Origin of the sequence: Neorhizobium alkalisoli, from assembly GCF_007829835.1 — a bacterium.
Taxonomy (GTDB): Bacteria; Pseudomonadota; Alphaproteobacteria; order Rhizobiales; family Rhizobiaceae; genus Neorhizobium.
Map to the genome: position 1 here is coordinate 132443 of NZ_VIWP01000009.1, position 25295 is coordinate 157737.

Annotated in this window: 22 protein-coding genes and 1 pseudogene; 12 read left to right on the forward strand and 11 right to left on the reverse strand. The window is 58.2% G+C overall.

All coding sequences use genetic code 11. The features are described from left to right. Window positions 1-238 precede the first annotated feature (238 nt). A pseudogene (locus FHW37_RS26410) lies at window positions 239-1252 on the forward strand (zinc-binding alcohol dehydrogenase family protein). A gap of 59 nt (window positions 1253-1311) precedes the next feature. On the opposite strand, the gene FHW37_RS26415 reads toward FHW37_RS26410, so the two are convergent. The 5 genes from FHW37_RS26415 to FHW37_RS26435 all read right to left on the reverse strand — a co-directional run bounded on the left by FHW37_RS26415 (window position 1312) and on the right by FHW37_RS26435 (window position 7525). Next, window positions 1312-2163 (reverse strand): alpha/beta fold hydrolase, encoded by an 852-nt coding sequence (locus FHW37_RS26415; protein ID WP_145641823.1) that lies wholly within the window; start codon window positions 2161-2163, stop codon window positions 1312-1314. 284 nt (window positions 2164-2447) lie between these two features. Further along, the gene (poxB, locus tag FHW37_RS26420) at window positions 2448-4175 is read right to left on the reverse strand and encodes a ubiquinone-dependent pyruvate dehydrogenase (RefSeq protein WP_145641824.1); all 1728 of its coding nucleotides are present in this window, start codon (window positions 4173-4175) and stop codon (window positions 2448-2450) included. Between the two features lie 264 nt (window positions 4176-4439). Continuing rightward, a complete protein-coding gene (locus FHW37_RS26425; RefSeq protein WP_145641825.1) occupies window positions 4440-4625 on the reverse strand; it encodes a hypothetical protein in 186 nt (61 codons plus the stop codon). A 478-nt stretch (window positions 4626-5103) separates the two neighbouring features. Further along, the gene (locus tag FHW37_RS26430) at window positions 5104-5904 is read right to left on the reverse strand and encodes a transcriptional initiation protein Tat (RefSeq protein WP_145641826.1); all 801 of its coding nucleotides are present in this window, start codon (window positions 5902-5904) and stop codon (window positions 5104-5106) included. Between the two features lie 13 nt (window positions 5905-5917). Beyond that, window positions 5918-7525: a serine hydrolase gene (locus tag FHW37_RS26435; RefSeq protein WP_210249327.1), complete on the reverse strand. Its 1608-nt coding sequence runs from the start codon at window positions 7523-7525 to the stop codon at window positions 5918-5920. 353 nt (window positions 7526-7878) lie between these two features. Between FHW37_RS26435 and FHW37_RS26440 the strand changes: the two genes are divergently transcribed. The 6 genes from FHW37_RS26440 to FHW37_RS26465 all read left to right on the forward strand — a co-directional run bounded on the left by FHW37_RS26440 (window position 7879) and on the right by FHW37_RS26465 (window position 12879). Then, window positions 7879-9270 (forward strand): GntP family permease, encoded by a 1392-nt coding sequence (locus FHW37_RS26440; protein ID WP_145641827.1) that lies wholly within the window; start codon window positions 7879-7881, stop codon window positions 9268-9270. Between the two features lie 239 nt (window positions 9271-9509). Continuing rightward, entirely contained in the window at window positions 9510-9803 is a 294-nt protein-coding gene (locus tag FHW37_RS26445) for a hypothetical protein (protein WP_145641828.1), read from the forward strand. Between the two features lie 498 nt (window positions 9804-10301). After that, on the forward strand, window positions 10302-11075 hold the full coding sequence (locus FHW37_RS26450) for an amino acid ABC transporter substrate-binding protein (RefSeq protein WP_145641829.1): 774 nt from the start codon (window positions 10302-10304) through the stop codon (window positions 11073-11075). 77 nt (window positions 11076-11152) lie between these two features. Beyond that, window positions 11153-11833 carry an amino acid ABC transporter permease gene (locus tag FHW37_RS26455; RefSeq protein WP_145641830.1) on the forward strand — a complete coding sequence of 227 codons (681 nt, stop codon included), beginning with the start codon at window positions 11153-11155 and terminating at the stop codon, window positions 11831-11833. After that, window positions 11830-12585, forward strand: a complete 756-nt coding sequence (locus tag FHW37_RS26460; protein WP_145641831.1) for an amino acid ABC transporter ATP-binding protein — start codon at window positions 11830-11832, stop codon at window positions 12583-12585. The genes FHW37_RS26455 and FHW37_RS26460 overlap by 4 nt, the downstream gene beginning before the upstream one ends. A 24-nt stretch (window positions 12586-12609) precedes the next feature. Then, window positions 12610-12879: a hypothetical protein gene (locus tag FHW37_RS26465; RefSeq protein WP_145641832.1), complete on the forward strand. Its 270-nt coding sequence runs from the start codon at window positions 12610-12612 to the stop codon at window positions 12877-12879. Window positions 12880-13239: 360 nt separating this feature from the next. Here FHW37_RS26465 and FHW37_RS26470 read toward each other — a convergent pair whose 3' ends face one another. The 6 genes from FHW37_RS26470 to FHW37_RS26495 form a co-directional block, all read right to left on the reverse strand. Beyond that, window positions 13240-14157 carry a nucleotidyl transferase AbiEii/AbiGii toxin family protein gene (locus FHW37_RS26470; protein ID WP_145641833.1) on the reverse strand — a complete coding sequence of 306 codons (918 nt, stop codon included), beginning with the start codon at window positions 14155-14157 and terminating at the stop codon, window positions 13240-13242. Next, entirely contained in the window at window positions 14147-14962 is an 816-nt protein-coding gene (locus FHW37_RS26475; RefSeq protein WP_145641834.1) for a type IV toxin-antitoxin system AbiEi family antitoxin domain-containing protein, read from the reverse strand. Before FHW37_RS26475 ends, FHW37_RS26470 begins: the two co-directional genes overlap by 11 nt. A 469-nt stretch (window positions 14963-15431) precedes the next feature. Further along, on the reverse strand, window positions 15432-15704 hold the full coding sequence (locus FHW37_RS26480) for a DUF982 domain-containing protein (protein WP_145641835.1): 273 nt from the start codon (window positions 15702-15704) through the stop codon (window positions 15432-15434). Window positions 15705-15736: 32 nt separating this feature from the next. Beyond that, the gene (locus tag FHW37_RS26485) at window positions 15737-17035 is read right to left on the reverse strand and encodes a glycoside hydrolase family 130 protein (RefSeq protein ID WP_145641836.1); all 1299 of its coding nucleotides are present in this window, start codon (window positions 17033-17035) and stop codon (window positions 15737-15739) included. Between the two features lie 34 nt (window positions 17036-17069). Beyond that, entirely contained in the window at window positions 17070-19355 is a 2286-nt protein-coding gene (locus FHW37_RS26490) for a glycosyltransferase family 4 protein (protein ID WP_145641837.1), read from the reverse strand. After that, entirely contained in the window at window positions 19352-20287 is a 936-nt protein-coding gene (locus FHW37_RS26495; protein ID WP_186458406.1) for a class I mannose-6-phosphate isomerase, read from the reverse strand. The genes FHW37_RS26490 and FHW37_RS26495 overlap by 4 nt, the downstream gene beginning before the upstream one ends. A gap of 564 nt (window positions 20288-20851) precedes the next feature. Here FHW37_RS26495 and FHW37_RS26500 point away from each other — a divergent pair. The 5 genes from FHW37_RS26500 to FHW37_RS26520 all read left to right on the forward strand — a co-directional run bounded on the left by FHW37_RS26500 (window position 20852) and on the right by FHW37_RS26520 (window position 24021). Then, window positions 20852-21115 (forward strand): DUF1488 domain-containing protein, encoded by a 264-nt coding sequence (locus FHW37_RS26500; protein ID WP_145641838.1) that lies wholly within the window; start codon window positions 20852-20854, stop codon window positions 21113-21115. A gap of 334 nt (window positions 21116-21449) precedes the next feature. Beyond that, window positions 21450-22346: a transglutaminase family protein gene (locus FHW37_RS26510; RefSeq protein WP_145641842.1), complete on the forward strand. Its 897-nt coding sequence runs from the start codon at window positions 21450-21452 to the stop codon at window positions 22344-22346. 77 nt (window positions 22347-22423) lie between these two features. Then, complete coding sequence (locus FHW37_RS26515; RefSeq protein ID WP_145641844.1) at window positions 22424-23239, forward strand: transglutaminase-like domain-containing protein; 816 nt, start codon at window positions 22424-22426, stop codon at window positions 23237-23239. Window positions 23240-23254: 15 nt separating this feature from the next. Further along, a complete protein-coding gene (locus FHW37_RS33725; protein WP_186458407.1) occupies window positions 23255-23428 on the forward strand; it encodes a hypothetical protein in 174 nt (57 codons plus the stop codon). A 335-nt stretch (window positions 23429-23763) separates the two neighbouring features. After that, entirely contained in the window at window positions 23764-24021 is a 258-nt protein-coding gene (locus FHW37_RS26520) for a DUF982 domain-containing protein (RefSeq protein ID WP_246690926.1), read from the forward strand. Window positions 24022-25295 lie beyond the last annotated feature (1274 nt).

A 25295-nucleotide genomic window follows, 5' to 3' on the forward strand; every position in this document is an offset into this window, starting at 1 on the left:
CGCTGCCCTCAAGGGAAGCGACATGTAGGGTCCGCTGCTGGGCAACGTCGGGCCAAAGCGCCGGCGGAGATTGTACGATACGGCCTCGAAGGACGCGTCCGGGGTCACGTGCCGCTCCCGCCGCATATCGCGTCGAGTTCCTCCGGGACCTTTTTGTACAATACGCTCCCCCCGTCTGATCCTACCGATCGCCCCGCAGTCTGAACTGCATCCTTATGACCAATAGAGAGAGAGCTTCATGAAGGCCATCGGATACAAACAGGCAGGCGCGCTGGATCGTGCCGACTCCCTAGTCGACATCGAGCTGGATAAGCCCGCACCGACTGGACGAGACATTCTCGTCAAGGTCGAGGCAGTTTCGGCGAACCCCGTGGACTGAAAGATCAGGAAAAGCATGTCGCCACCGGAGGGCTCATGGAAGGTGCTTGGCTGGGACGCCTCCGGAACGATCGAGGCGGTCGGGGACGGCGTGGAGGATTTCAAGGTCGGGGACGCCGTGTTTTATGCCGGATCGCTTGTCAGGCAGGGCGCGAACGTCGAGTACCACCTGGTCGACGAACGCATCGTCGGGAGAAAGCCGACAACGGTCTCGGACGTCGAGGCGGCCGCGTTGCCGCTCACGGCAATCACCGCGTGGGAGATGATGTTCGATCGGCTTGACGTCCGGAGGGTCGTGCCGGGGGCTGCCAACGCCATTCTCGTCATCGGCGGCGCGGGCGGTGTCGGCTCCATCACGATCCAGCTTGCCCGCGCTCTCACGGACTTGACCGTCATCGCGACCGCATCGCGGCCCGAAACCGTCGAATGGGTCAAACAGCTGGGGGCTCACCACGTTATCGACCACAGGAAGCCGTTGGCCGAACAGGTGAAGGCGTTGGGATTCGGAGCGCCGGCGTTCGTGTTTTCCACGAACGAGACCAAGTCGCAGCTTTCCGAAATCGTCGAACTGATTGCCCCGCAGGGCAGGCTCGGTCTCATAGACGACCCGGATAGCCTCGATATTATGGGCTTCAAGCGGAAGTCTGTGTCCGTGCACCAGGAATTCATGTTTACGCGTTCGATGTATGGCACGGCCGACATGGGAGAACAGGGAAAGCTCCTGACGAAGGTCGCCGAACTGATCGACAGCGGGGCGATCAAGACCACTGTCACCGAAGTCCTGCGGCCGATCAACGCCGAGAACCTCAGGAAGGCCCACGCGACGCTGGAAAGCGGCACGGCCAAGGGCAAGATCGTGCTCGAAGGTTTTTAAGGTCGTGAGGTATTTCAAATGAGTAGCCGCCGGGGCACTGGCCCCGGCGGCTTCTTTCGTCAGCGGACGTTCTTGACGAAGGACGTGATGGTTTCCGCGCAGAATTCCGGTTCCTGGTGGTGGGGCCCATGTCCGGCCTGGGGAACCGTCAGGAGGTGGAGGGACTTCCACATCTTCGTGAGCGGGAGCCAGTTTTCGATCGGGCACGCAATGTCGTGATCGCCGCTGACGAGTACCGGGTTGGGACCCGCGGCCAGAGCTGCCATTTCCGAACCTTCCGGATCGGGATAGATCGTGGAGCGGTCCTTTGCCTCACTGAGAAGCTTCATGAAGACCGCCTCTGGAATCTGAGGGGAACGATCGGCATTCCGGCTTTCGATGCGCTCGAGCGAGCGCTTTGCCGCTTCCCGGCTTGCTTCGGAGGCCGGCTCGAAGAAGAGGATGGTCTGGTCTTCCAGACCGTTGTTCGGATGCATCGCCGTTTCCATGAACAGCCGCTCGCCGCTCACTTCCGGTTTGCCCGGAGGGGCCGTGCCGATCAGCACCGTGTGGGAGACCAGTTCCGGATGGGTTGCCGTGAATTTCTGGGCGACGACACCGCCGAGCGACCATCCGCCGATGACGACCTTATCGAAACCGAGGAAACCGATAAGGTCCTTGGCGTCCTTGACCAGCGATGCCCGGTCGTAGCTCGGGTTCCCGGTCGAGGCTCCCAGCCCCGTGTAGTCGTAAATGACGACCTCGAAATTCTTTGCCAGCTCGTCCAGGAACAGCGGATCCCAGGAATCCATGGTTCCGCGGAAGCGGATGTTCAGTACGAGCGGCGTGCCCTTGCCAAACCGCCTGTAGGCGATCTTCCGGTCTTCGAGTTCGGCGAATTTCGTTGACGTCTTCGATGCTGCTTCGGTCATGTCGTCTCTCCTTTGCTGGAAAGACAAAAACCCGACTGGCGGCTCGTTTCTTGTAGGATGCAGCGCTCTCGTCAGTGCCTTAGCCAGCAGGGCAAGGACAGGTTCGCACCGGCAGGAAGCCGATGATGTCCCGGACTGCGAGGACGGTGTTATGGCTTCAGTCGGCCCTGTGCGGATGGTGGACCACACGACGCGTGAACCGCGTTAAAAGGCAGTGCTGGCCAGAGGTGCCTGAAGAGAAATACGTCCGTGACGAACGCCGGCTGGCTTCCGCACGTCCGGTATCACCAGCGAATGTTCGATTTCGCAAGATCAAGCACTGAGTCCCCTCTTCCACTGAGGACGGCTTTCGCCATCCACAGGCTGAAACCTCCGATTTGCTCGAGCGTCACCTTGGGAGGCATCGCGAGTTCGTCACTGTTGGTCACGACGTCGACGACCGCCGGCCCCGGGTGTGCGAAGGCGTCCCTCAGCGCGTGGTCGAGATCCGCGCCCTGTTCCACCCTGATGCCCATGATGCCGCCCGCCTGTGCCATCGCGGCAAAGTTCGGGTTCTTGAGCTCCACGTTAGACGGCAGGAACCCGGCGGCCTTCATCTCCATGTCGACGAAACCGAGCACGCCGTTGTTGATGATGACGATCTTTACGGGCAGATCGAGCTGGCGCAGCGTGAGAAGGTCCCCCATCAGCATCGCGAATCCGCCATCGCCGGACAGGCTTATGGTCTGCCGCCCTGGAAACGCCGCTTGCGCCCCGATTGCCTGCACCATGGCATTTGCCATCGAACCGTGGACGAAGGAGCCGAGCAGGCGTCGCTTGCCGTTCATCTTGAGGTAACGCGCGGCCCAGACTGTCGGAGTGCCGACGTCGCAGGTGAAGACCGCGTCGTCCTCGGCGATCTCGCTTACAAGCCTGGCGACATATTGCGGATGGATCGGCTGCCCCTGTTTCCCGGCAGTGGCCAGATCGTCGAGCCCTTTGCGGGCTTCGGCATAGTTGTCCAGCGCGTTCTGCAGGTGATCGTCGTCCTCCTTGGGCCGGAGCTTGGGGATCATCGCTTCTATGGTCGCACCGACGTCTCCGGTCATGCCGAGATCGAGCGTCGTCCTTCGCCCGAGCCTCGAGCCGTCGATATCGATCTGGATGATCTTGGCATCACTTGGATAGAACTGCCGATATGGAAAGTCCGTGCCCAGCATGAGAAGCGTGTCGCACTGCTTCATGGCGTGGTAGCCGGAAGCAAAACCGATCAGCCCGGTCATCCCGACGTCATACGGGTTGTCCCATTCGACATGCTCCTTGCCCCGGAGCGCGTGAACGACGGGCGCTTTCAGGATTTCCGCCAGCCTGACCACCTGGTCGTGAGCGCCGGAGCAGCCCGCTCCGGCAAGGATGGTCACCCGATCCGCTGCATCGAGCAGAGACACCGCTTGGTCGATGTCGTCTGCCCGCGGCACGACCACCGGATCGGACGGCACGACCCAGCGTCCCGGTGCGACGGCGTCCACCTTTTCCATCGCGACGTCGCCAGGGATAACGATCACCGAAACGCCGCGCTTGGAAACCGCCTGCCTTATCGCGATATCAAGCACACGCGGCATGACCTGCGGCGTTGAGACCAGCTCCGTGTAGTGGCTGCATTCCGCGAAAATCTTGTCGGGGTGGGTTTCCTGGAAATATCCGCTGCCGATCTCGACGCTCGGAATCTGGGCGGCGATGGCGAGCACCCTCGCCCCGCTGCGATGGCAATCGTAGAGGCCGTTGATGAGATGGAGGTTTCCTGGGCCGCAGCTGCCCGCGCAGACCGCCAGTTCTCCGGTGATCTGGGCTTCAGCACCGGCCGCGAAGGCGGCAGCCTCCTCGTGGCGCATGTGGACCCATTCTATCGTTCCCTTGCGTCTGAGGGCGTCGCTCAAGCCGTTCAGGGAGTCTCCGGTCACACCGTAAACGCGTTTCACGCCAGCGGCCTCCAGCGTGTCCACGATCATTTCGGCTATAGTCTGCTTTGCCATGAAAAGCTTGGCTCCTGCGTGAGAGATTGCCGTTGAAGACCAGCCGGACGGAGCAGGCAATCGGATTGCCGCCAAGACCGCTTCAATGGAGCACCGAGAGGCGCGGCATGATGTCCGCGCAAATCGCGTGTCGTGCCGCGTCCCCGGAGAGCCTCGCCGTCAAGCGGGACCCTAGCTCGAGGTAGAAGACAGTTCCGCACCTTCAAGCCCCGAGCGCCTTCCTTAATGTGGCGGGTGAGCCGGGATATGGCTACGCGCTTTGGCTCAGTCCATCCGGCCCGACGCCATCGGGTCGCTGGCGGGAAACGATTCCATCAGCGCCTCGTCGAGAAGCTCGTCCGGCTTCGATCTTGGCGTCGGAAGAGGTTCGAGTGTGACATCGGCGAACTCGGGCATGGTTTCCGCGCCGTCTCTGACCTGTTCGTTCAGTTGCTCAAGTCTGCTGTGCATGGTCATACGCTCCGTTGATTTTATGCGACTACAGCGTGCTCGGAACTAAGTTTCTTGCACGATCCCACCCATATCGGGCATGCGGACCCTGTCGGGCCTGGCCGTCGAGCTTCCCGTCGGGATAACCGTGGCAGTCCGGGAATCGCCCGCTGGCGTCGCGGCTACTTCTTCTTTTCCTGATCGCGATGCCATTTGATGGCGTAGAACATGCCGACGCCCAACACGATTATCTTCAGCGGGAAGAAGACTATCGGGAACCAGTCTACCCAATCGCTCGTCATTGACCGATTCCTTTCAGAGATTGAATGGATGCAATCCCACACACAAAGTTGCCATCATTTATCGGTGGTGCGTTTTGTCGGAGCGATGACGGACCGCGATCCAGGCGACTGAGCGGTCGGCCCACAGCAGATCGACAAACGAAAAAGCTGTCAATTTCGTCGGTGCGGGGCGCTCTCCCCGCACCGACTTCTGGTTTTCACGCGCCTTTGGCGTAGGTGAACCGCGCGTCCTGCAGCTCAGCGAGATATGCAACGACGCTGGGGACGAGAACCACTCCGGGGATGAGGTTGTTCGTCAGATCGGCGGCGACCGCGTCCGCCGGCATTCCCGAATTGCTTTCCTTGGACGCGATCGCGCGGGCGATAGCGTGGATGGAGTCATGGCAGGCCACGAACACTGCGCCCCGCTTCTGGAGCGATGAGATGTTGTTGTTCGCCGGGCCGTAGAAGCCGTTGACGTCCTGGTGGTCGTCCTTCTCAGTCGCGCCGGATTTCCCGACGATGAAGTCGTTGCGTTTGCTCTTCGAACCGGCCATCTCGGCAAGGCCGTATTTGTCCCACATCGTCTGGCTGAAAAGGCTGTGATGCGCGGTGCCGTGCACGGCCGCGACCGCGAGGAAGTCCTCGTTTCCGTGGGCGAAGACCTGGCCGTTCATCGACTCCCGCATGAGGTTGAGCCAGGCGGCGGAAATCTCCGACGCCTCCCACGCCTGCCGCGGTCCACCATCGTATCCGAGAAGGACGGCGGACGCCTCGTGATCCCAAAGATCCTTGCGGTCGGCCATGAAAGGCACGGAGGTGAAGTCGCGGCGGCGCGGCGCTTTTGCCAGCTTGGCCGAAAGGTTCCGGAGCTTCCGGCCGCCCTGCGAGGTGGCCGGGTACGCAGTCTTCTCCTTCGCGGATACCGGGGACGCTCCCACGGTGACGGCAGCCACCGCGGAAGCGCCGAGCGCGCCGAGGGCGAACCGACGGGAGGTGGGCTTATCGAGTCCGAACATCTGTCGTCTCCTGTCAGTAGCTGTAGACGTTCGCGGCGCGGCCGACCACGCCGTCGAGGAACTTGGTCATCGTGCCGACCGTCGCTTGGTCCTTGATGCCGTAGCCGTCGACAAGGTTGGCGACGTTCGGATAGCCGACCCACGTGCGGCCGTACTCGTCTTCCCAGACCAGGACACGAAGCGGCAGGTCGATGCCGATGGACTGGTCAGCCTGCATCAGCTTGGTGCCGATCTTGGGATTGCCGAAAACAAGCACGGTCGTGGGACGCAGCTTTTCGCCGACGGACGTCGCGTTCTCGGCATGGTCGAAAGTCGCGAACACCGGGACCTTCTTGGAGGCCAGGTCGTCCTTGATCCGGGCGACGGTCTCGGCCGCGCCGAACTTGCTTTCCTGCGCGACGATATTCTGCGGATCGACTGCCGGTCCGAGATCGGCCCGGTATGCGGCCGCGATATTCCGGGCGAGAACCGTTAGGTCAACGCCTTCCTTGTCGGTGAGGAGAGTGACGCAGACCAGCTCGTAGGAAGCCGTGAAGCGGCTAAGGTAGGAGCTGAAGCCGGGCGAGTTGCCCTTCACCTCCATAAATCCCGGATGTTTGGTGAATTCCCAGCCTGCCATCGCCGGAACGACGGTGCCGTTAGCGAGCTTCGTCGGCATGTAGATGACGTCCCGGTCGGCGATGTCCTTGATCAGCACGGAGCCCGCCAGCGCGATATCCCATTTGCTGATGTCCTCGGCCGAAGACCAGATGTTGCCAAATCCGAACAGGTTTTCCGAGATGTCCGCCGGAACCGGCACCATATGCCCATCCACCTCGCGATAACCGGTCGCAGGCTCGACGGGGCTGATGTAATCGACCTCTGCCTTGAAGTGCGAGTGCTGGTTATCGTGCGCCGGCATGGTTTCGGGCCTGTCGGTCCGGGCCATGGTTTTCATGTCTTCGGGGAACATCGTGCTTGTCAGCCGTGAGGCCTCGATCTGGTATTTCCAGACGAAATCGTGGTAGCTCATGCCACTCGCGCTTTCGATCGCCAGGGCGAGCAGTGTCGAATTCGTAGCGCTCTGCCGGACATTCGTGCCGCTTTCGAAGAGCAGCGGCTTGTCGCCGACCAGAGCAACCAGTTCCTTGGGCGAGTAGCGCTTGGCGTCGTCGAGCTTCTCGCGGTAGTCCGGAATGCCCGAGCTGTGCTGCAGCAATTCGAGCAGCGTAACGTCCTTCCAGGCGGCCGGAAGGTTGACGACATATTTCGAGACCTTGTCGTCGAGGTTGAGCTTGCCCTGCTCCTTGAGCTGCATGACTGCCACTGCGGTGAAGGCCTGGGTAATCGGCCCGACATTCCACATCGTCTTTGTCGAGGCCAGCTCGTCCCTGTCGATGCTCGTCTTGCCGTAGCCGCTCGAGCGCGGGATGTAGGGTGCCTGGACGATGGCCAGCGTCAGTCCGGGGAGCTGGTTCTTTTCGATGAAGTCGGCGATCATCTGATCGATATAGACGCCATAGCTCTTTTGCACGGGGTTACCTCTGACGATCGGTTCGTTTGCTCCGGGGATGGTCTCGGCTAAAGCCGTTCCGCTCATCAGCGCGGCAATGCCGAGAGCCAACAAAAATCTGGCCTTCATGGGTGTTTCCTTCCGTTTCGGATGTCATTGGACACGCCACCGCGAGCATGCTGTCGAAGCGGGTGATCGACGCGACAGGCTCGGCGGCTTGGCGGAGGAAAATTCGCCCGGGGGCTGCGTTTTAGATTGTATTATCCCGCCCTCCCACCCCGCCGCGGAAAATTTAACTCAGCTGGTGAGTAAACATCCGTTCGGTGGGCACGGAATGCGAGAGGATGCGATGGAGGGACGGCGCAATCAGAGCGCCGCGTTGGTACAAGAAACCCATCGCCTTTTCAGTCACGGTCTTTCCCCAGACCATTCGCGATACCGAACGGCCGTCAGCCGTTCCGCAAGCGTCTCAGGAAAGAGAAATGAGCGATTTCGATATACAACTCCTCGCCATCGCCACCGGAGGTGTCGTCCTTCTGGTGGCGCTGATCGTGTCGCGCATCAGGATGCACCCGCTGCTGGCGCTTTTACTGACGTCGGTCCTGGTCGGCCTGCTTGCCGGATTGCCCGTGGACAAGGTCGTCAAGTCGATCGAAGTCGGCGCGGGCAACACCCTTGGCGCTGTCGGGCTCGTAGTGGCCCTCGGCGCGATGCTCGGCAAGATCATGGCGGAGAACGGTGTTACGGACGGCATCGCGGACACGATCATAAAGCGGACGTCGGTCCCCATGCTGCCATGGGCAATGTCGGGTGTCGCGTTCGTCGTCGGCATCCCGATGTTCTTCGAAGTCGGTCTCGTCGTGCTGCTTCCCCTCGTGTTCACCGTCGCGAGGAAGCTCGAGCAGGGCTCCGCCATACGCGGATCGGCCTATGTCTACGTCGGCGTCCCGGTTATCGCCGCACTGGCTTCCATGCACGGAATGGTGCCGCCGCATCCGGGTCCGCTGACGGCGATCGCGTCCCTCAAGACGAACGTCGGGGCGACGATGCTCTACGGTTTCGTGGCGGCGATCCCGGCGATCGTGCTTGGAGGTCCGGTTTACGGCGCGTTCATCGCCCCGCGGCTTGCTGTCAAACCGGATGCGTCTCTTGTCGGACAGTTCTCGCGCCCCGAAGTGGCTGTACCGATCGGTGGACAGTGGCGGCCGGGGCTGGGGACGAGTGTTCTGGTGGCCCTGCTGCCCGCCATTCTCATGCTGTTCAACGCGGTCGCGGAACTTGCCCTTCCTCCGTCGTCCCCCGTGACCCGCCTCGCGGCATTCGTCGGCGACCCGGTGATCGCGATGCTTTTCGGCGTGGTGTTTGCGGCGTCGGTTTTCGTCTACACCAAGTCGGGGGATGCTGAGAGCCTACGAGACGCAATGTCTGCCAGCCTCAAGCCGATCGCCAACGTGCTGGTGATCATAGCGGGCGGCGGCGCGTTCCAGCACGTGCTCACCGACGCGAAAGTCGGTGATGCCATCGTCCACCTCAGCCAGCAGTTCGCGTTCTCGCCGCTGATCCTCGGCTGGCTGATCTCGATGCTGCTGTCCGTATCCACCGGCTCGGCGACTGTCGGCATCGTCGGCGCGGCCGGGCTCCTGGCCCCACTTGCGATGGCGGAACCCGTCAACACTCCCCTCCTCGCACTGGCGATCGGGTGCGGGTCGCTCTTCTTCAATTACGCGAACCATGCGGGGTTCTGGCTGGTGAAAGAGTCCTTCGGCATGACGATGGGCGAGGCCACAAAGACAATATCCGTCATCCAGTCGATCGTTTCGGTGGTCGGCCTCGTGATGGTGCTGCTGATGAACCTTCTGCCACCGTTGGTGTAGGCCCCCCGGTCGTCCGCGCGAGAAAAGCACATGCGCTAACGCAGCTGTCGACGGCGGACACGCACGGAAAATGACCTTGGCGTCCGTCATCCCACGGACGCGGTGCGAAGTGGGTTACGCAGCTCATACCAAGGGGTTACCCGAACGAGACCTGTATAGAATACCGCGTCGTCGCTCGGTTCCCTATCCTTCCCTCATGACGAATTCGACGTCGTCGTCACAACAGAGAGGAAATGCGAATGCCCGACACAAGCAAGCAGACCCGACGTCTCCTCGTCATCTCCGCGGTGGCAGCATTCATCGCGGCGACCGCCCCGACGGCAGAGGCATCCGCGACGTGGATCCCCGATCTGGTGTTCCCGGAAACCGCTCCAGTTCCGATGGCGAAACCTGAACATGCCGTCACCGGATCGATCCCGCGGGACAACAAGGGACCTGCCGCGCGCCAGATCGGGCGCGGGACCGCTCCCAAGGCGACACGGAGGGAAACGCAACGCGCCCCGGTTTCCAATGCGAAGGAGGCTCAACGATGACCGCAACTTCGTCATATCCGCGCCGCCGCCGGGCGGTCGCCCGGGTAGCCGTGAAAGCCGTGCCGAGCCTTCCCATGGTCGTCGGACTATATTTCCTGAGCATGGGCCTGCTGTCCCTCGCCCTCGCGCTTCACCGAGCATGATGTCGGCCTTGGTCTTGCAGGGTTCATGTCACTGTAGCCCCGCGGTAGTCTTCGTACATCGCGTATTGCCAGCTATTCGGGCGGACGCGGTCGCGATCCCGCTCTCCCCCTAAATGCTCTCGACCTGGGTAAGGCCGCATAACTCAAACCAAATGGCCTCCGGCATACCCGGTACGGTTCAGATGGTATAGACCCGGTGCACTCGTGTCTCTGGACGCTAGTTGCCGCCAACGTCATCCGAAAATGAGTAAATTATTCCCACTTGCCGCTTTTTGATGCGAAGCTATCTCCTTACAACACGCGCAACATCCTGCATTAGGAAGCAGTCGACTATCGATCTCAAAAGGGACGTGAAATGAAGTTGCTCTCACTATTAGTTGTGGCAGGTGCCTTGCAAGCGGCCTTGGTTGCCCCGGTTCATGCGGGCGAGAATCTTGACCAGATCAAGAGCGCTGGCGTTTTCAAAATCGGGACCGAAGGCACGTACGCTCCCTTCACCTTCCACGATTCCAGCAACAAACTGGTCGGGTTCGATGTCGAAATCGGAGAAGCCGTCGCCAAAAAGCTCGGCGTGAAGGCCGAATTTATCGAGGGCAAATGGGACGGCCTAATCGCCGGTCTTGACGCCAAACGCTATGACGCCGTCATCAATCAGGTCGGCATCACCGACGCCCGGAAACAGAAATTCAATTTCTCCGACCCTTACATCGCGTCAAAAGCGGTCCTGATCGTCAAGGAGGGGAATTCCGACATCAAAGGCTTCAGCGATCTGAAAGGCAAAAAGTCTGCGCAGTCCCTTACCAGCAATTTCGGCAAGCTCGCTGAGGCGTCTGGGGCAGAGATTGTTGGTACAGACGGTTTCGATCAGTCGATCCAGCTTGTCCTCACAGGCCGAGCGGAAGCGACGATCAACGACAGCCTCTCGTTCCTAGACTTCAAGAAGCATCAGCCGAAGGCCCCGGTGAAGATTGTTGCCGAGCAAGCAGACGCTGACTACTCTGGTATCATCGTCCGCAAGGGCGATGACGATCTGGTAGCGGCGATCAATAACGCTCTTGCCGACATCAAGACTGACGGCACCTACAAGGCGATCTCTGACAAATATTTCGGACAGGACGTCTCGAAATAGAGGCCTATCGACCTGTCAAAGGGACTTTTGAAGCGTCCGGCTGCCAACGCCGGACGCATTCTTTTTAGAGGATCAAAGTGTCACACTGGCTTGAAGTCATGATGAGCGCCCTGCCCACTCTACTCTGGGCGGGCGTAAAGTTCACCGTTCCCCTGACGATAATGTCCTTTGCCATGGGTTTGGTTCTCGGCCTGCTGACGGCTGTGGCGAGGCTCTTCGGCGCTTGGCCATTTGCGGCCGTCGCACGTTTTTACGTTTGGATCATCCGTGGCACGCCCCTGTTGGTTCAGCTGTTCGTGATTTTTTATGGACTCCCTAGCGTGGGTATTCTGCTGGATGCCTTCCCCGCCGCGCTTATAGGGTTCACGCTGAATATCGGAGCATACACATCTGAGATCATCCGTGCTGCGATCTCTTCGGTTCCGAAAGGTCAATGGGAAGCTGCTTATTCGACCGGCATGAATTGGTCGCAGGCGATGCGGAAGACCATCTTGCCCCAAGCCACCAGAGTGTCGATCCCGCCTCTCTCAAACACATTCATCTCTCTCGTCAAAGACACCTCCCTCGCCGCTGCGATTACGGTACCAGAACTGTTTCAAGCAGCTCAGCGAGTTGTAGCTACCACGTACGAACCGCTGATTTTGTATATCGAGGCAGCAATCATCTATCTCATCCTGAGTTCCGTCCTTTCAGCGCTGCAGTCTCGGATGGAGGTCAGGTTCTCTAGGTATGGTGGGAGCCTGGAGGCCAACCGATGATCACTTTGCAGAACATCGAGAAGCGCTTCGGCGACGCCGTGATCCTGAAGGACATTTCCCTCAGTCTTCCAGAAGGTACGGTCACGGCTTTGGTTGGACCGTCCGGCGGAGGGAAAAGCACGCTCCTACGCTGCGTCAATCTCCTCGAACAACCGTACAGCGGGGCCGTCCAAATCGGGAACGACCGTATCGACTTCCGGCCCGGCGAGAAGCCGCGTTGGCGCGATATCCAGAAGATCCGCCAACAGACCGGTATGGTGTTTCAGAACTTCCAACTTTTCCCTCACCGTACGGCCATCGAGAACGTGATGGAGGGTCTGATAGTGGTTCAAAAGTGGTCGAGGCAAAAGGCCCGTGATCGCGCGCTGGAACTACTCACGAAGGTCGGGATGGACCATAAGGCGGATGCTTGGCCTTCCAACCTGTCCGGGGGCCAGCAACAGCGGGTTGCCATCGCCAGGGCTCTCGCCCCCTCCCCACAGGTTCTGCTCTGTGACGAGCCGACATCCGCTCTCGATCCGGAGCTTGCTGCTGAAGTCGTAGACGTCCTCGCGCGGCTGGCCCGTGACGGCACCACGATGGTGATGGCGACACACGATCTTCGTCTAGCCTCGCAGATTGCCGGTCGCGTCGTATTCTTGGAAGCTGGCTCTGTGGTCGAGACGGGCTCACCGGCAGAGATTTTTCGCTCGCCCACCAACGGACGGACGAAGCGCTTTGTCTCCTCAATCAACGCTGCTCAGAGTTTTTGAGCATAATGACAAGGAGGACGCGATATGAGCCGTCACAACGTTACCGTGACAGTGCCAACCCAGACGGACCGGGAAGTAATCATCGGATATGCCCCTCCCCTGCGGACCTTCTTTCTGGAGGCGTTTCCTGATCCAGAAGCCGACGCTTGCGGCTTGTGGCTTGGCGGCGTCCATCAAGAATTTGGCAGCCTCGAAATTCACGGCCTGGGGAAAGACGCCATCGTTGGCATGACAAAGGAAGCAGGTACTCGAACGCCCCCGAGCGTCGGTAAACGGCTCGGTATCGTCCAATAAATATACCCGGCATCGAACACATCGAGGGTTCGATGTCGGCACCACGAGACGTTGGGACCGTCGGGCGAATTCAGGTTCCGCCAGAGCTTTTTTGATGAGGGGAGAAGGCTTCGATGAAAAGCGGTGCGTTCTCAGCAGCGTGACCTAAGAGACGATTCAGATCGAACTCCGCCCAGCTCCCCGAAGAGCTGCTGCCCGACCCGCCGAAGTGGCTCTTGAAATGTTCGAGTAGGCTCCAGCCGTTGCCCTGTGCCGCAACCTCGCAGATCAGCGTTTCGAACCCGCGCACTGCTTCTAAAGGCATTGGGCTGGGCGTATCAAAACGCTAGGAAGGCTCCATTTTCATTATCTGGTTCTCCGTCAGGTGAAGAGCTTGTTGAGCTCGTCCCCGTGTGCCTTGTGCTTGTCAGGGTTCTCGGCGCCGAGCTTCTTCAGGTTCAGCAGCTTCCAGCGCACAGCGGGAAGTTCTGCCGCCTGCGGCAAGCCGATGGCTTCGAAGTCCGGTTCGCCGTCGTGTAGCGTGATCAGGAACCTTTGCGCATTCGCGTCGAGGCGCGCACCGATATCGGCGATCAGGTGTTCCCTCGTGGCGATGAGGTCGTCGAGCTTGACGGGGATGGTCGTCATGCCGACGAATTCGCGCGCATAGGGCTCATCGAGATTGCTGCGTGACGGCCGGAGCAGTTCGTGCGCCGGTCGCGGTGAGCTGGCGACGTAGACGAGGAACGTGCGGAAAAGTTCGTCGGTGAGCCCTTCGTTCTCATAGAGGAGCTTGACGTCGAACAGGTCGCGCGGGTGCTGGCGGTCCATGGCAGCATGGAGCTTCCCGCCGAACAGGTCTTCGAAAGACACCACCTGCACGGCGGCATAGCCGAACTCATCTTCCACGGCGGCGGATACGGCGCGATCCTCTGGATCGTGGACGACGCCCCTTGTGACGGGCGAAGTTTCGATTTTGACCTCGGCGCCGCGGAGGCGGGCGCGGATGCGGGTTGCGCCGCCGCCGCCGCCGTCGATGCGGCGGGCATCAAGGTCGGCGATGCCACGGCTGGCGGCGGTCATGATCCGGTCAAGCGTTTCGTTGATGTCGGCAAGGCTCTCGGCGCGGTCTCGCACCGGCAGGTAGGTCAGGTCGATGTCGACCGAAAGGCGCGGCATTTCGCGGTAGAACAGGTTGATGGCCGTACCGCCTTTGAGGGCAAAAGCCTTCTCCTGCGCAATGAACGGCAGGAGGCGCACCAGCAAGGATACCTCCGCGGCGTAAGGTTCACGGGCCATCGGTTTCTTCTGTTGCCTGTACGAATTCCGGAGGGACCATGATCCGGTATCGGGAATGTATTCGGCCGCCCTTCACCAGCGCGCGGTCGCCGGTGCCGAGGTCAAAGTCCTCTGCCTTGAGACGTTTGCGCCAGGAATGATTGTGGCGGTCAGCGAAAACGAAGAACAGACGGCGGACCTTGATCTTGCGGCAGCTGTTGAGGAGTGCTGCGAGGCGGCGCGGGCTGAGCGTGGCGAGCCCTTCGAACACCATATCGAGATTATGGAAGCTCTCCTGTTCCGGCAGTTCGTCGAGGGCTTCGAGGATCGCGCGTTCCGGGGAGGATATCCGCATGGCCCAGCCCCAGGGCAACGTGGTCGCGCTCTCCGACTTGTTTTCGATGAGGCCGAGATCGGCTTCACTGAACAGGGAAAGGCTGCGCATCGTTAACGGCGTGTCGAGCTTAAGGCGTGCCAGCCATGTCGGTATGGTATCGCCGTAGAGCCATGCGGGCCGGGACGTACCGAGAGATAGGTAATGGATGTGGCCCAGCAGGCTGAGCGCGGTGCTGCCACCGGCATGGACCGGATAGTTCATGATATGCTGGAGTGAAAGCAGGCAGGTCCGCCAGTCGAGCGGGGCCGGCTGCGGGGCCGGACGGCGGAAAACCCCGCGCTCAAGGCGCTCCAGCCAGCCGCTGTCTATGTATTTGCGGGTCAGGAACCGGCTGACGCCGTGTTTTTCCAGCCATGTCGCATCCACGACAAAGCCGGCCGGGACGGCTTGGAGAACTGTCTTTAGCTTATCTTCTTTCAGTGAACCCATGGTTCACATAATGGCGCATTCATAAAGAGTATTGCAAGGCCTCTTTGTGAGAGGTGATATTTGGGTATCCGGAGTACACGAAAATAGAGTTTTTCGAAGAGGTGTGCGCCGCGCTATAGCAGGTCAAGCTCTAAGCTGACGCCCCGCCCCCTCCCCGAGGCCGGGTTTCGGACCATGCGGGTGGCGATCCTTTGCGCACGATAGAGCTGTAGCGTAGGTTTTGGTTGCGGGGGCCTGAACGCAGCGAGACTTGCAAATTTCTCTGGTCTTGATGGGATGTGAACCCGCGCCCTTCATCGAATGCGGAAATTATTTCCGCATTTATATTTTGCTCCATCCGCTTGCTCTCGAAGGAAATCGAACCGACGACGGAGTGGCCCTCATTTCACCAGACAATAAAGCACATAGGCATAATACAGCATGCGTTCGGACTGAAAGTAGATGAACTAAGGCACTTAGACAGAACATCTCACCGGTTCGGATAGATTTTTACAAGATATTCTGCATAAGCAGCGACAAAAGTCTCCCGAGACAATTCGAGATCTCCCTTATGCCGAAGTGCGGCATTGCAGGCACTCACAGCACTCCAATACGGTTGCCCACTCCGGATGGTGAAGCCTGTAGTGAGATACTTCAACGCTTCGCGCGGAGACTGGATTGCCCTGTCCTGATAGTGGTCGTGTCTGATGATCACCGGGTGTTCCCATTCCAGACGAAAACCAACCGTTATAATCGAAGACATGCGAGTTCTTCTCCGTTCAGGCGAGTGGATCGTTAACCGTCAAGGGTAAGCAGAAGATCGACGATCTTGATTGTCGAGAAATTCGAGAACGTGTCGCAGACCGCGTAGGGCAGGATAATCTGGTCATTATGGCGCATGGCGCCGCAAGTGTAGACGACGTTCGGGACATATCCCTCCCGTTCCGATGGCTCCGGCCTGACAAGCGGTTCTCTGGAGCGGGCGAGGACCTTGGACGGATCGCTTTTGTCGAGCAGCGCTGCGCCGATCGCATATTTGCGCACAGGACCGACACCATGGGTCAACAAGAGCCACCCCTCGTCCAACTCTATCGGCGAGCCGCAATTTCCCATTTGAACGAATTCCCATGGAAATTTGGGACTGAGGATGAGTTGCCCTCCATCCCAGGTGTAGAGATCATCGGAATAGATGAGATAGAGATTTTCGTTATCCTGCCGGCCGATCATCGCATACTGGGCGTCGACCTTGCGGGGAAACAATCCCATTCCCTTGTTCCTTGCCGCTGATCCTCGAAGCGGCGTCATCCGGAACGAGATGAAATCGTCGGTCTCCAGCAGTTCCGAGCGGATGGCCTTGCCGCTATAGGCGGTATAGGTGGCGTAGAATTTTGTTTGCCCGCTGTCTTCGAAAGCCACAAACCGTGCATCTTCGATACCGTTCGACTGCGCAGGCGTAATCGGAAAGATCACCCTTTCACTAATATGTTGCTGAGCGGAGAAACTCAGCTTCACCGGCTCGTCACCGGTTACGGATCGCGGCGTTTGTATTTTAGGTGTCGAGGCAAGACGCGCGGTAGGCTCGATTTCCACGCTTCCGTCCGCTTTAATCAATCCGGTTCGAAATGTCAGCGAGGAGACATGTCCCTCGCCGACGGCTCGCAGGCTCAGGATGAAGCGCCGGCTTCCGGGCGAGACACCCGATTGATCCGGATGCGCGACGATGCTCGGGTTGAACAGCGCCGAAGCCTCGAAAGAATATTCATGCAGGAAGTAAGCACCGACAAGCTGGCGTTGAACCTTGGTGAACTCCGTATGCGGCGTAAACGCATCCTCCATGTCCTCTGCCCGGCATTCGAATGTTGCCAGCAAGTTGCGGTGGCGACCTTCGAAATTTTCCAGGATATCCGCGAGCATGCTTTCGGCCGTCTGCAGATCCAGCGCCAGAACCCGATCGACGATGTGATTGGCGCGTGTCTTGTCCGTCGGATTGAGATCGCGCGGCTCTGTTGCCGGTTTGAACGGGCGCACGACAACCCGCGACGGATCGGGACGCAGGAAAAGCGCCTGGCGGTTCAGAAAAGTGGATTGGGACAAGATGATCTCGATCTGTCTGGATGTGTCGGAGCGCTTATGCACTCAGGGCATGAAACGGTGTGAACGTTGATGGTTGGCCGATTGCCCGAGAAAGCTTACGAAGCTCCACAAGCCCGAGCAGATAGGAGACTACGGATTCTCCGCCCCTGTTTTCATTGACCCGCTTGGGATGAAGGCCATCTCGGCAGCTTCCTGTCTCGATATCCACGAGTGGTATGGAGAGATCGTTTTCACCCAGGAACCAGGCGAAGGCGCGATCCGCTTCGCGCTTCCATTCGGGATCCCGATCGACACGCCATGCTGCATGACAGGCGGCAATGGTTGCTGTCGCCTCAAGAGGCTGCTGGTCGAACCCGCGAGGTTGCGCGCGCCTATCACTAAAGCCATCCGTCCCGATTGGCCGAAAATGTCCAAGGGGGGCGGTCTGCTTGGCAATCAGCCAGTGTAAGCTCCTGATGCCACCCGCGACATAGGCAGGCGTACCCGTCGCGAGGCCGGTCAACACCAATGCTTGTGACAGTCGCGCATTATCGTAGGAAAGCCCTTCTTCGAACCAGATCCAGTCGGGCGTCTCGACGCGCGTCAGCAGGTCCAGGAGGCGAGCCGCCAGAATTAGCCTGAGCCGCTTGGCGGAAAAGTCATCGGCGCGCACCGCGCAATATCCATCGAGCCCAAGCAGCGTAAAAGCCCACGCCCGCGGAGACTGAAAGCCTTCGGTGGTCGGCAAGGCATCAGCAAACAAGGCAGCAGCCCATTGCCGACGTGAAGGACTGATATCCTTCTGCGCGCATTCTCCTAGCGCCCACAAAGTTCTGCCGTGACTGTCTTCCGACCCCTTATCTTCAAGCCAGCGCCTGTCAAAACCCATGAAATTGCGGAAATGCTTCTCGTCGCGATTCCAGGCATGCTGAACAAAGGAGGCGAAGCGCATCGCCAATGGCTCGGGCAGACGTTCTTCACCCGTCGTATTCAGCGCAACCGACAGCAGCAGAGCGCGAGCGTTGTCATCAACGCAATACCCGTGCGAGCGATCTGGTACGGAATAGACCGCGTGCTGGAACAATCCAGTGTCGTCGCACATGGACAGAAAATACGCGAACTGCGGCTCGGGTGATGCAAAAGGTCTGCGCAGCAACACTCCTCCGCCCGACACAAGCGGTTTGGCACGAGGTCTAAGTTGCATCGCATCGTCGAAGAGCGCGAGATATCGTTCCGCTGTTCTCTCCCACGTCATTGATCGGCTCTCCGCATATGCGCGTCTACGCAAATCGTTACGCCGAACGTCGTCGGTCAGCAGGTTGGCGATCTCCGTTCCAATGGACTTGGCATCGCTGAAAGGAACGAGAACGCCCCGCCCTTCTGCCAGAAGTTCGCCTGCATGCCAGTAGGGTGTCGAGACGACAGCCTTTCCAAGACCAAAACTGTAGGCAAGCGTGCCCGATGTCATTTGGGCCTCGGTCAAATACGGCGTGGCATAGACGTCGCACATGGAAATGAAATTCAGCAGTGTTGATTGATCAACAAACTGATTGAGGAACACAACACTGCTTTCGATCCCCAGGCTAAGCGCGCGGGCAACAAGTGCTTCGCGATAGGCCTCGCCTTCACTGCGGACGAGATTGGGATGAGTAGCGCCAAGAACGACGTAGACCGCGTCGGGTTGGCTCTTCAGGATCTGCGGCATTGCATCAATCATGACCTCGATGCCTTTGTTCGGCGACAAAAGACCGAATGTCAGGATGATGGAGCGGTCCTCGAAGCCGAGTTTCCGCTTCGCCTCGTCGGGCGAGGAGAAAGCGATGTCGGGAATGCCGTGTGCGATCACCTCGATCTTGTTCTCTGGCACGCCGTAAACCTGACGCAGCAGCGTCCGGCCTTTTTCCGCCATTACCACCACTTTTGCCGATATTTCGATGATCCGCGAGAAGACGCGGCGTTGCACAGCATCGGGTTCTGCGAGCACGGTATGGAGTGTGGTCACGACCGGCATCGTCAACCGAGACAGAAGCGACAGGATATGGCTTCCGGCATCACCGCCAAATATCCCAAACTCGTGCTGCAAGCAGACAACATCGAACCGACTTGCGTTCAGAATGTCCGCCGTGTGGATGTAATCTTCAAGGCTGCCATCGGAGATCTGATGCAGGACGGTTGCAGGGTATTCATAGGAATGGCCGTGGTCGGTCATCGCCACGATGACAGTTTGAACGTTGGCGGCTGATCCTGCAACGGCCTGCTGGAGATCCGTTGTGAATGTCGCGATACCGCAGCGCCGGGGCAGCGAGTTACCGATAAAGGCAATTTTTGGGGGATGGGTCACAGGCGTATCTCCGTTGAACCGAATGGCAGGACGACCGACTTCGCCTGATCGATAGCTCGAGGCTTTGTCACTTCATCATCGAGTTCACGCAGCAGGTTGGGGTAGGGAATGCTGGCAGCATAAGCCAAGAGGATCGTGACGCCGTTGCCGCCGACGGCAACCGCAGTCTTGCCTTCGTCAGCGTAAAAGGCGTCGCCTACACGGGCACGCATGAAGCCTATGGTCGCCTCACCGCCTATGACGAGTGCCCATGTCTCGCATTCGACCTGAATTTCCCAGGCCGTCTTTGGGGGAAGATCAACCCGCTCGAATACAAAGAATGGGCAGGATACGAGCTTTATTCGCTCGACAGTCAAGTTGATCGGGATCGCGTCCGGTTTCGTCAGCGCGAGGTCGGCGACCACCACCGCCTGATCGGCATGAAGGTCTCGCGAACGACCGTGGTCGAAAAGGCGGAATGTCGTGTCGCTTCTTTGCTGTATTTCGGCAATGACGAGACCGGCACCGATCCCATGAATTGTTCCCGCCTTGACGAAGAAGGCGTCACCCGCGCCTGCAATGCGCCAATCCACAAGATCTGCAATCGATCCATCTGCTATAGAATTCTTGAGTTCGGTTTTGGTCAGCGGCCTGCCAAGGCCGATCCCGACACGAGCATCCTCATCCGCAGCAAGGACATACCACGCCTCGGTCTTGCCGTTGGCCATCCCCATTTTTTTGGCGCAATCATCGTCGGGATGAACCTGTATCGACAAATCCTGCCTGGTGAAGAGCAGCTTGAGAAGCAATGAGGGATCTGGGGTTTGGGGGTCCGTCCGCTCGAACAAAAGTTCGCCGACAGCTCCTTGGTAACCATCCCCATTCCAGGGGCCTAAATCGTAACGGCCCCAAGGTTTGAATATGACCCTGGCTGTTGTCCGTTCGAATGACATGCGTGCCTCCTGATCTGAGCCGCTAAGATCAGGGTGATCCGAGATCGGAATGGTTTTCACACGAGGCGTCGATCCCTCGCCTGAAATTCGCAGCGCTTTCCGTCTGTGAAATCTGAAATAACTGATATTTCAGCCGTAAAATGTTTTCATGCGAAAATTCAATTCAAATATTTCATGATAACATTGGCCTCAATCTGAATATTTCAATGTCAATATATGTGATAATATTTTTTCTGCAGAAATATTAGTTCGATTGTCGTCCTCCATTTCTGATTTTACAATCGATTTCAGAATTTTAGATCGCACTTGCAAATAAATTATGCCGCACTATCTTGATCAATATTGGCGTCTCGCTTCAAGGGCGCCGCCGCTGAGGGCCCACGCTCTCGCCCCAACAAAGGAGGGCGACATGTCTTCCAACATCTCAGAGCATTGCATGGGTTCCGCCCTCGGTCCCGTGTCGTGGCGTGACAAGACTCCGGAACGTGGAGCAACCGCTGAAGCGGTAGCCGATAACGGCTGCAAGGATATTTGTCCCGACCGGTGGTCCGAGAGGATTAACTAATGGCCCTCTCTTTCCCAAACCAGGCGCGCAGCTATGACGAAGTGAACCGGCGTATTCGCTTTTTGGGTCATGATGGCATGTTCGAGGTCCGGTTTCTTGTGCCAGTCGAGATGCTGGCTGGCGACCAACCTTATAGGACTGCGAGCCCCGGCGACCATCTAAAGGCCTTCGATGCTTTGCGCCCCGACATTCAAAAGGCTGCCGAAAAAGCCTACAAGGCGACCCGCCAAAATTTGATCGTTCTGGATTTGCGGGCGCTCTAGCGGCTTGGCAATGTCTGACAGCGAAACGCCCATTCGCAATCAACGCGAGGATACCCGATATGGCCAGGGCCATGACCATTGCGAAAAACATGTTCAGGAGACCGGATGCCGAGCCGGGATCCGATGCTGCTAAACTTCAAGCTGTCCGTGACAGACAGATATTGAGGCAGCGCGAGCGCAAACTTGCCGAGAGGCACGAACGCAATCAGAAACGTGCAAACCATCCACTGGCCACGTGACGCTGGTCGGCATATTCATTTATCTACGGAGCGACGGATATTGGTTTAACACGCGATGCGTGTTTCCTGCGTCGCAGTTTTCACGTGCGGACTCGATGACGATATTTTCCGTCCGACATATCACTGCCTATCGATATCACAGACCGGTCGAATTCGGAGAGCACAGGTTGATGTTCCGGCCGCGGGATAGCTTCGACCAGACGCTTTTGAGTTCCGATCTGGATATCTATCCAAAGCCGGAATACGTGCGCTGGATTCACGACGTATTCGGAAACTGCGTCGCGCGGGTCGGCTTTACCGGTTTCGCTCGCGAACTTCGTTTCGAGACCAATATCCGTCTCGAACATACGCAGCAGGTCGCCATGGATCTGCAGATCAATGAAGAAGCGCTGACCTATCCCTTTGCATACGACACTGACGAGGGCTTCGACCTGGAGCGGACGATCCATCGGCATTACCCCGACGCCGGCGACGAGGTCGGTAAATGGACGCGACAGTTCGTTCGGATAGGGCAGCCGACCGAAACCGGTCATCTCCTGATGACCCTATGCTATGCGATACACGAGAGCTTCATCTACGCCAGGCGCCTGGAACATGGAACGCAGTCGCCGCTCGAGACGCTGCAACTTCGGCGCGGCACGTGTCGCGATTTTGCGCTTTTGATGATGGAGGCGGCTCGTTCTCTCGGCTTGGCAGCCCGATTTGTCACTGGCTACATTTACGTCCCTGACCGTGATGGATCGAGCGTTCTCGGTGGCGGATCAACCCACGCCTGGTGCCAGATCTATCTTCCCGGCGCCGGCTGGGTAGAGTTCGACCCTACCAATGGCATCGTCGGCAATCGCGACCTGATCAGAGTGGGCGTAGCGCGAGATCCAAAACAGGCCGTTCCGCTCTCCGGCAGCTATGATGGTGAGGCATGCGACTTCGACGACATGTCGGTACAGGTCAATGTCACAACAAGCGACACCAGCACCGAACTCCATGGGTGATCGGAACCCTGGTGCCACTCACACGTTGCGAGACAGCGCCATTCCGGCGAGACTGTTTCCCACACAAGGCATAGATCATGAAGATACGCGCCGGGTTTCGCCTGGGTTACGAATGCGAGCATGAGACGGCAATGCTGCTTGCCCTCAACATCCACCCTTCCCGGCGCGCTGATCTTCTCACCGAACAGGTGATTGGTTTTGATCGACCGATCGAGGCATGGGGTTATATCGACGCCTTCGGAAACGCCTGCAGCCGCATCGTTGCTCCGGCGGGTTTGACGACGATCTCCACCGAGTTTGACATTTACGACGACGGATTGCCGGATCCGCTTCCGGAACACGCTTGGCAGCATGAGATCAAGGACCTGCCGGACGAGGTGCTCGTGTTTTTGCTCGGTAGCCGCTACTGCGATACGGACCGCCTGGCAGATTTTGCCTGGAGAACATTTTCCACGACGCCACTTGGCTGGCCAAGAGTAAAATCGATCCTCGACTTCGCGCACCAGCGCATCAATTTCAACTATCAGAATGCCGATCCGCTCAGGACGGCGTTCGGTGGTTTCACGGATCGCACCGGCGTGTGCCGGGATTTTGCACATCTAGCCATCACTCTTTGCCGTTGCATGAACATTCCAGCCCGGTACTGCACGGGATATCTCGGCGACATCGGCGTGCCGAAAGATGTCAACCCGATGGATTTCAGTGCCTGGTTCCAAGTCTACCTGGGCGGCCGCTGGCATACAGTTGATGCCCGTCACAATAAGCCACGTATCGGTCGCATCCTGATGGCAACCGGGCGGGACGCCACGGATGTTGCGCTAACCACGGCTTTCGGGCCTGCGAAACTTAAGCATTTTGAAGTGAACACGGACGAGCTGCCTGTTCAGGCGTAATTAGGAAATCCGAAGATGGCATGGAAAACACCAAAGATCGAATACGTGAATGGTTATAAGATCGTTGAAGTCGAGGGACCTGTGTTCAAAGTCTATGATGGCAGCGTTCAACTTGGCGATGATTTCCCATATTCCGGTGAGGCAGCCGGCTACGCCAATTCTCTACCGAAGCGAAAACCCGTGGTTTAAGCAGGCGAGCCTTTGGTCGTCCGTCGGGACCCGGCCCAGCCCATCCTAAAAGCTTTGGCTGACATTAGGTTGCAGGCCACCATTGGTCCGGCTTGCGAGGCACCCAATCATAGAATCGAATAAAATAGACTCCCCTAATCTACTGGCGTATCTTGCATCATCATTAGCCGGTCACTCGTAGGCGCTAATGACTGAGAGCACAGCTCCCGCCTGCGCACGAAAGGCGGCTGCATGTCAATTCTTCCGATTCACCAATCCGCGTTGGCCATTCTCCTTGTAAAGCTTCGCGATCTTAAGCGCCGGCTAAAAATACGACCTGTTTGGCAAACTGAGTGATGGGGAAAATCATTTCGGTATCATTTAATCTGACCTGGGCAAGGCCTGTTTATGTGGGTGATGCAGAGAGGCTCGATACAACTATTGAAGGACCGGCCGACGCGATCAGATGGATGCGGTATCGATTTAAGTTCAAGCAAGGAACAGCTTATTGGCGCGCTCAGACACTCTGCCACAGCGCACTGCTGCAGGAAGTCCATCAGGATTTCGCACGTCAGCCATTTTTTGATGCATGGCTTGAAGAAAGCCACCTCTAGCCGATTGGCTGCCCATGGCCAATGAACATTGAATTCATTCTCGCGTTCGAAGACAGGAAATACGCGAATACGGCTCTATGCTGCTTGGATCCAAGATACATGTCGTCAATCCCTATCGCATTGCTATTGAAGGGGTACGAACCCACCACCCGCCACTACAAATCCGGACGCAAAAACTTCGATATTATGTGCCTGTTTTCGTTTATTATATGGGGGATATGGCTAGGAAAATTCCCGCGACTGTCTTTGCTAAGAGCTTAAATGCGCCCCGACCGATGGCGACATTCCGCGTCCGAAATTTTACGACCAGTAAAGATATGTCTAGGCTTTCCGTTACGAGATGAAGATAAACTCGGGAAACAATTGTCAACTCTATCCGCCGGCCGCTGGGAGGCCGCTGTTTCAATGGGCTCTGAACCCATCTACCTCTATTGCACCCAGCCTAGACACGTTGCTGATGAATGCGCAAACAGCTCCTAACCGAACGCACTCTCCCACGATTTTCAATGCTTCTACATCAAAGGTGAAAGGCGCGAATCTCACCTCAGGCAATCGAAGGCCGATCCTTGGATGAATCAACGAAAACCTCATTCACAAAAATATAAGCAAGTGCCGCCGAATATGAAAATGCCCCTCGCGCACTGTCTCCGCGAGGGGCCGCCCGCCACCATGATTGCGGGCTGAGGCACAGACGCTGGCCTCTTGGCGATTGAACGCCAAGCTCAACAGAGAAGCAATTCCGCCAAAAGACGTAACAAGCGGAGAGAAGCCTGCACCATAGATCCATACGGTACAGATACACTTTTTGCCGATCCGACTACGACAAAGGTGCAAGGTGCGCCGACGCTAGATGTCAGCGAAGCTGGGTCATGATCTTCCGAATAATCAGTCTCACGTCAGCGACCGCTATCTCCCTTTTGGTATGGGCTGCGATCATCTACGGAGTGACGTACCTGATGGGTTGAGATATCGAACCACTCGATTGAAGCAGTGAGGCCACGCAGATATGCTTGGCACCAGAGAGATCTAAAAGGTTTCGGGCAGCGAGCGGATCGAATTATCTTTGGTTACAGAGAGTTTGCTCAGCGGACCAAGAACCAGCCAGGCCCGCACAGCCTCTCTAGCGTGCAAGCCCATCGGTGGCGCTGACTAGTCCGGAAGACAACGCCAATACCGGTCAACCTACGCGCTCTTGCCGCCATTACCAGACGGCTTAAAGGCGGAAAAGAAGGCGCTGTAGGCTGAGGCCAGCCTGAACAAAAAAGGCTAATCAA

Excerpts from the sequence above, each read along its gene's own strand:
- FHW37_RS26415 (WP_145641823.1), bottom strand. The coding sequence starts at position 2,163 with ATGACCGAAGCAGCATCGAAGACGTCAACGAAATTCGCCGAACTCGAA.
- poxB (WP_145641824.1), bottom strand. The coding sequence starts at position 4,175 with ATGGCAAAGCAGACTATAGCCGAAATGATCGTGGACACGCTGGAGGCC.
- FHW37_RS26425 (WP_145641825.1), bottom strand. The coding sequence starts at position 4,625 with ATGCACAGCAGACTTGAGCAACTGAACGAACAGGTCAGAGACGGCGCG.
- FHW37_RS26430 (WP_145641826.1), bottom strand. The coding sequence starts at position 5,904 with ATGTTCGGACTCGATAAGCCCACCTCCCGTCGGTTCGCCCTCGGCGCG.
- FHW37_RS26435 (WP_210249327.1), bottom strand. The coding sequence starts at position 7,525 with ATGAAGGCCAGATTTTTGTTGGCTCTCGGCATTGCCGCGCTGATGAGC.
- FHW37_RS26440 (WP_145641827.1), top strand. The coding sequence starts at position 7,879 with ATGAGCGATTTCGATATACAACTCCTCGCCATCGCCACCGGAGGTGTC.
- FHW37_RS26445 (WP_145641828.1), top strand. The coding sequence starts at position 9,510 with ATGCCCGACACAAGCAAGCAGACCCGACGTCTCCTCGTCATCTCCGCG.
- FHW37_RS26450 (WP_145641829.1), top strand. The coding sequence starts at position 10,302 with ATGAAGTTGCTCTCACTATTAGTTGTGGCAGGTGCCTTGCAAGCGGCC.
- FHW37_RS26460 (WP_145641831.1), top strand. The coding sequence starts at position 11,830 with ATGATCACTTTGCAGAACATCGAGAAGCGCTTCGGCGACGCCGTGATC.
- FHW37_RS26465 (WP_145641832.1), top strand. The coding sequence starts at position 12,610 with ATGAGCCGTCACAACGTTACCGTGACAGTGCCAACCCAGACGGACCGG.
- FHW37_RS26470 (WP_145641833.1), bottom strand. The coding sequence starts at position 14,157 with ATGGCCCGTGAACCTTACGCCGCGGAGGTATCCTTGCTGGTGCGCCTC.
- FHW37_RS26475 (WP_145641834.1), bottom strand. The coding sequence starts at position 14,962 with ATGGGTTCACTGAAAGAAGATAAGCTAAAGACAGTTCTCCAAGCCGTC.
- FHW37_RS26480 (WP_145641835.1), bottom strand. The coding sequence starts at position 15,704 with ATGTCTTCGATTATAACGGTTGGTTTTCGTCTGGAATGGGAACACCCG.
- FHW37_RS26495 (WP_186458406.1), bottom strand. The coding sequence starts at position 20,287 with ATGTCATTCGAACGGACAACAGCCAGGGTCATATTCAAACCTTGGGGC.
- FHW37_RS26500 (WP_145641838.1), top strand. The coding sequence starts at position 20,852 with ATGGCCCTCTCTTTCCCAAACCAGGCGCGCAGCTATGACGAAGTGAAC.
- FHW37_RS26510 (WP_145641842.1), top strand. The coding sequence starts at position 21,450 with ATGACGATATTTTCCGTCCGACATATCACTGCCTATCGATATCACAGA.
- FHW37_RS26515 (WP_145641844.1), top strand. The coding sequence starts at position 22,424 with ATGAAGATACGCGCCGGGTTTCGCCTGGGTTACGAATGCGAGCATGAG.
- FHW37_RS33725 (WP_186458407.1), top strand. The coding sequence starts at position 23,255 with ATGGCATGGAAAACACCAAAGATCGAATACGTGAATGGTTATAAGATC.
- FHW37_RS26520 (WP_246690926.1), top strand. The coding sequence starts at position 23,764 with ATGGGGAAAATCATTTCGGTATCATTTAATCTGACCTGGGCAAGGCCT.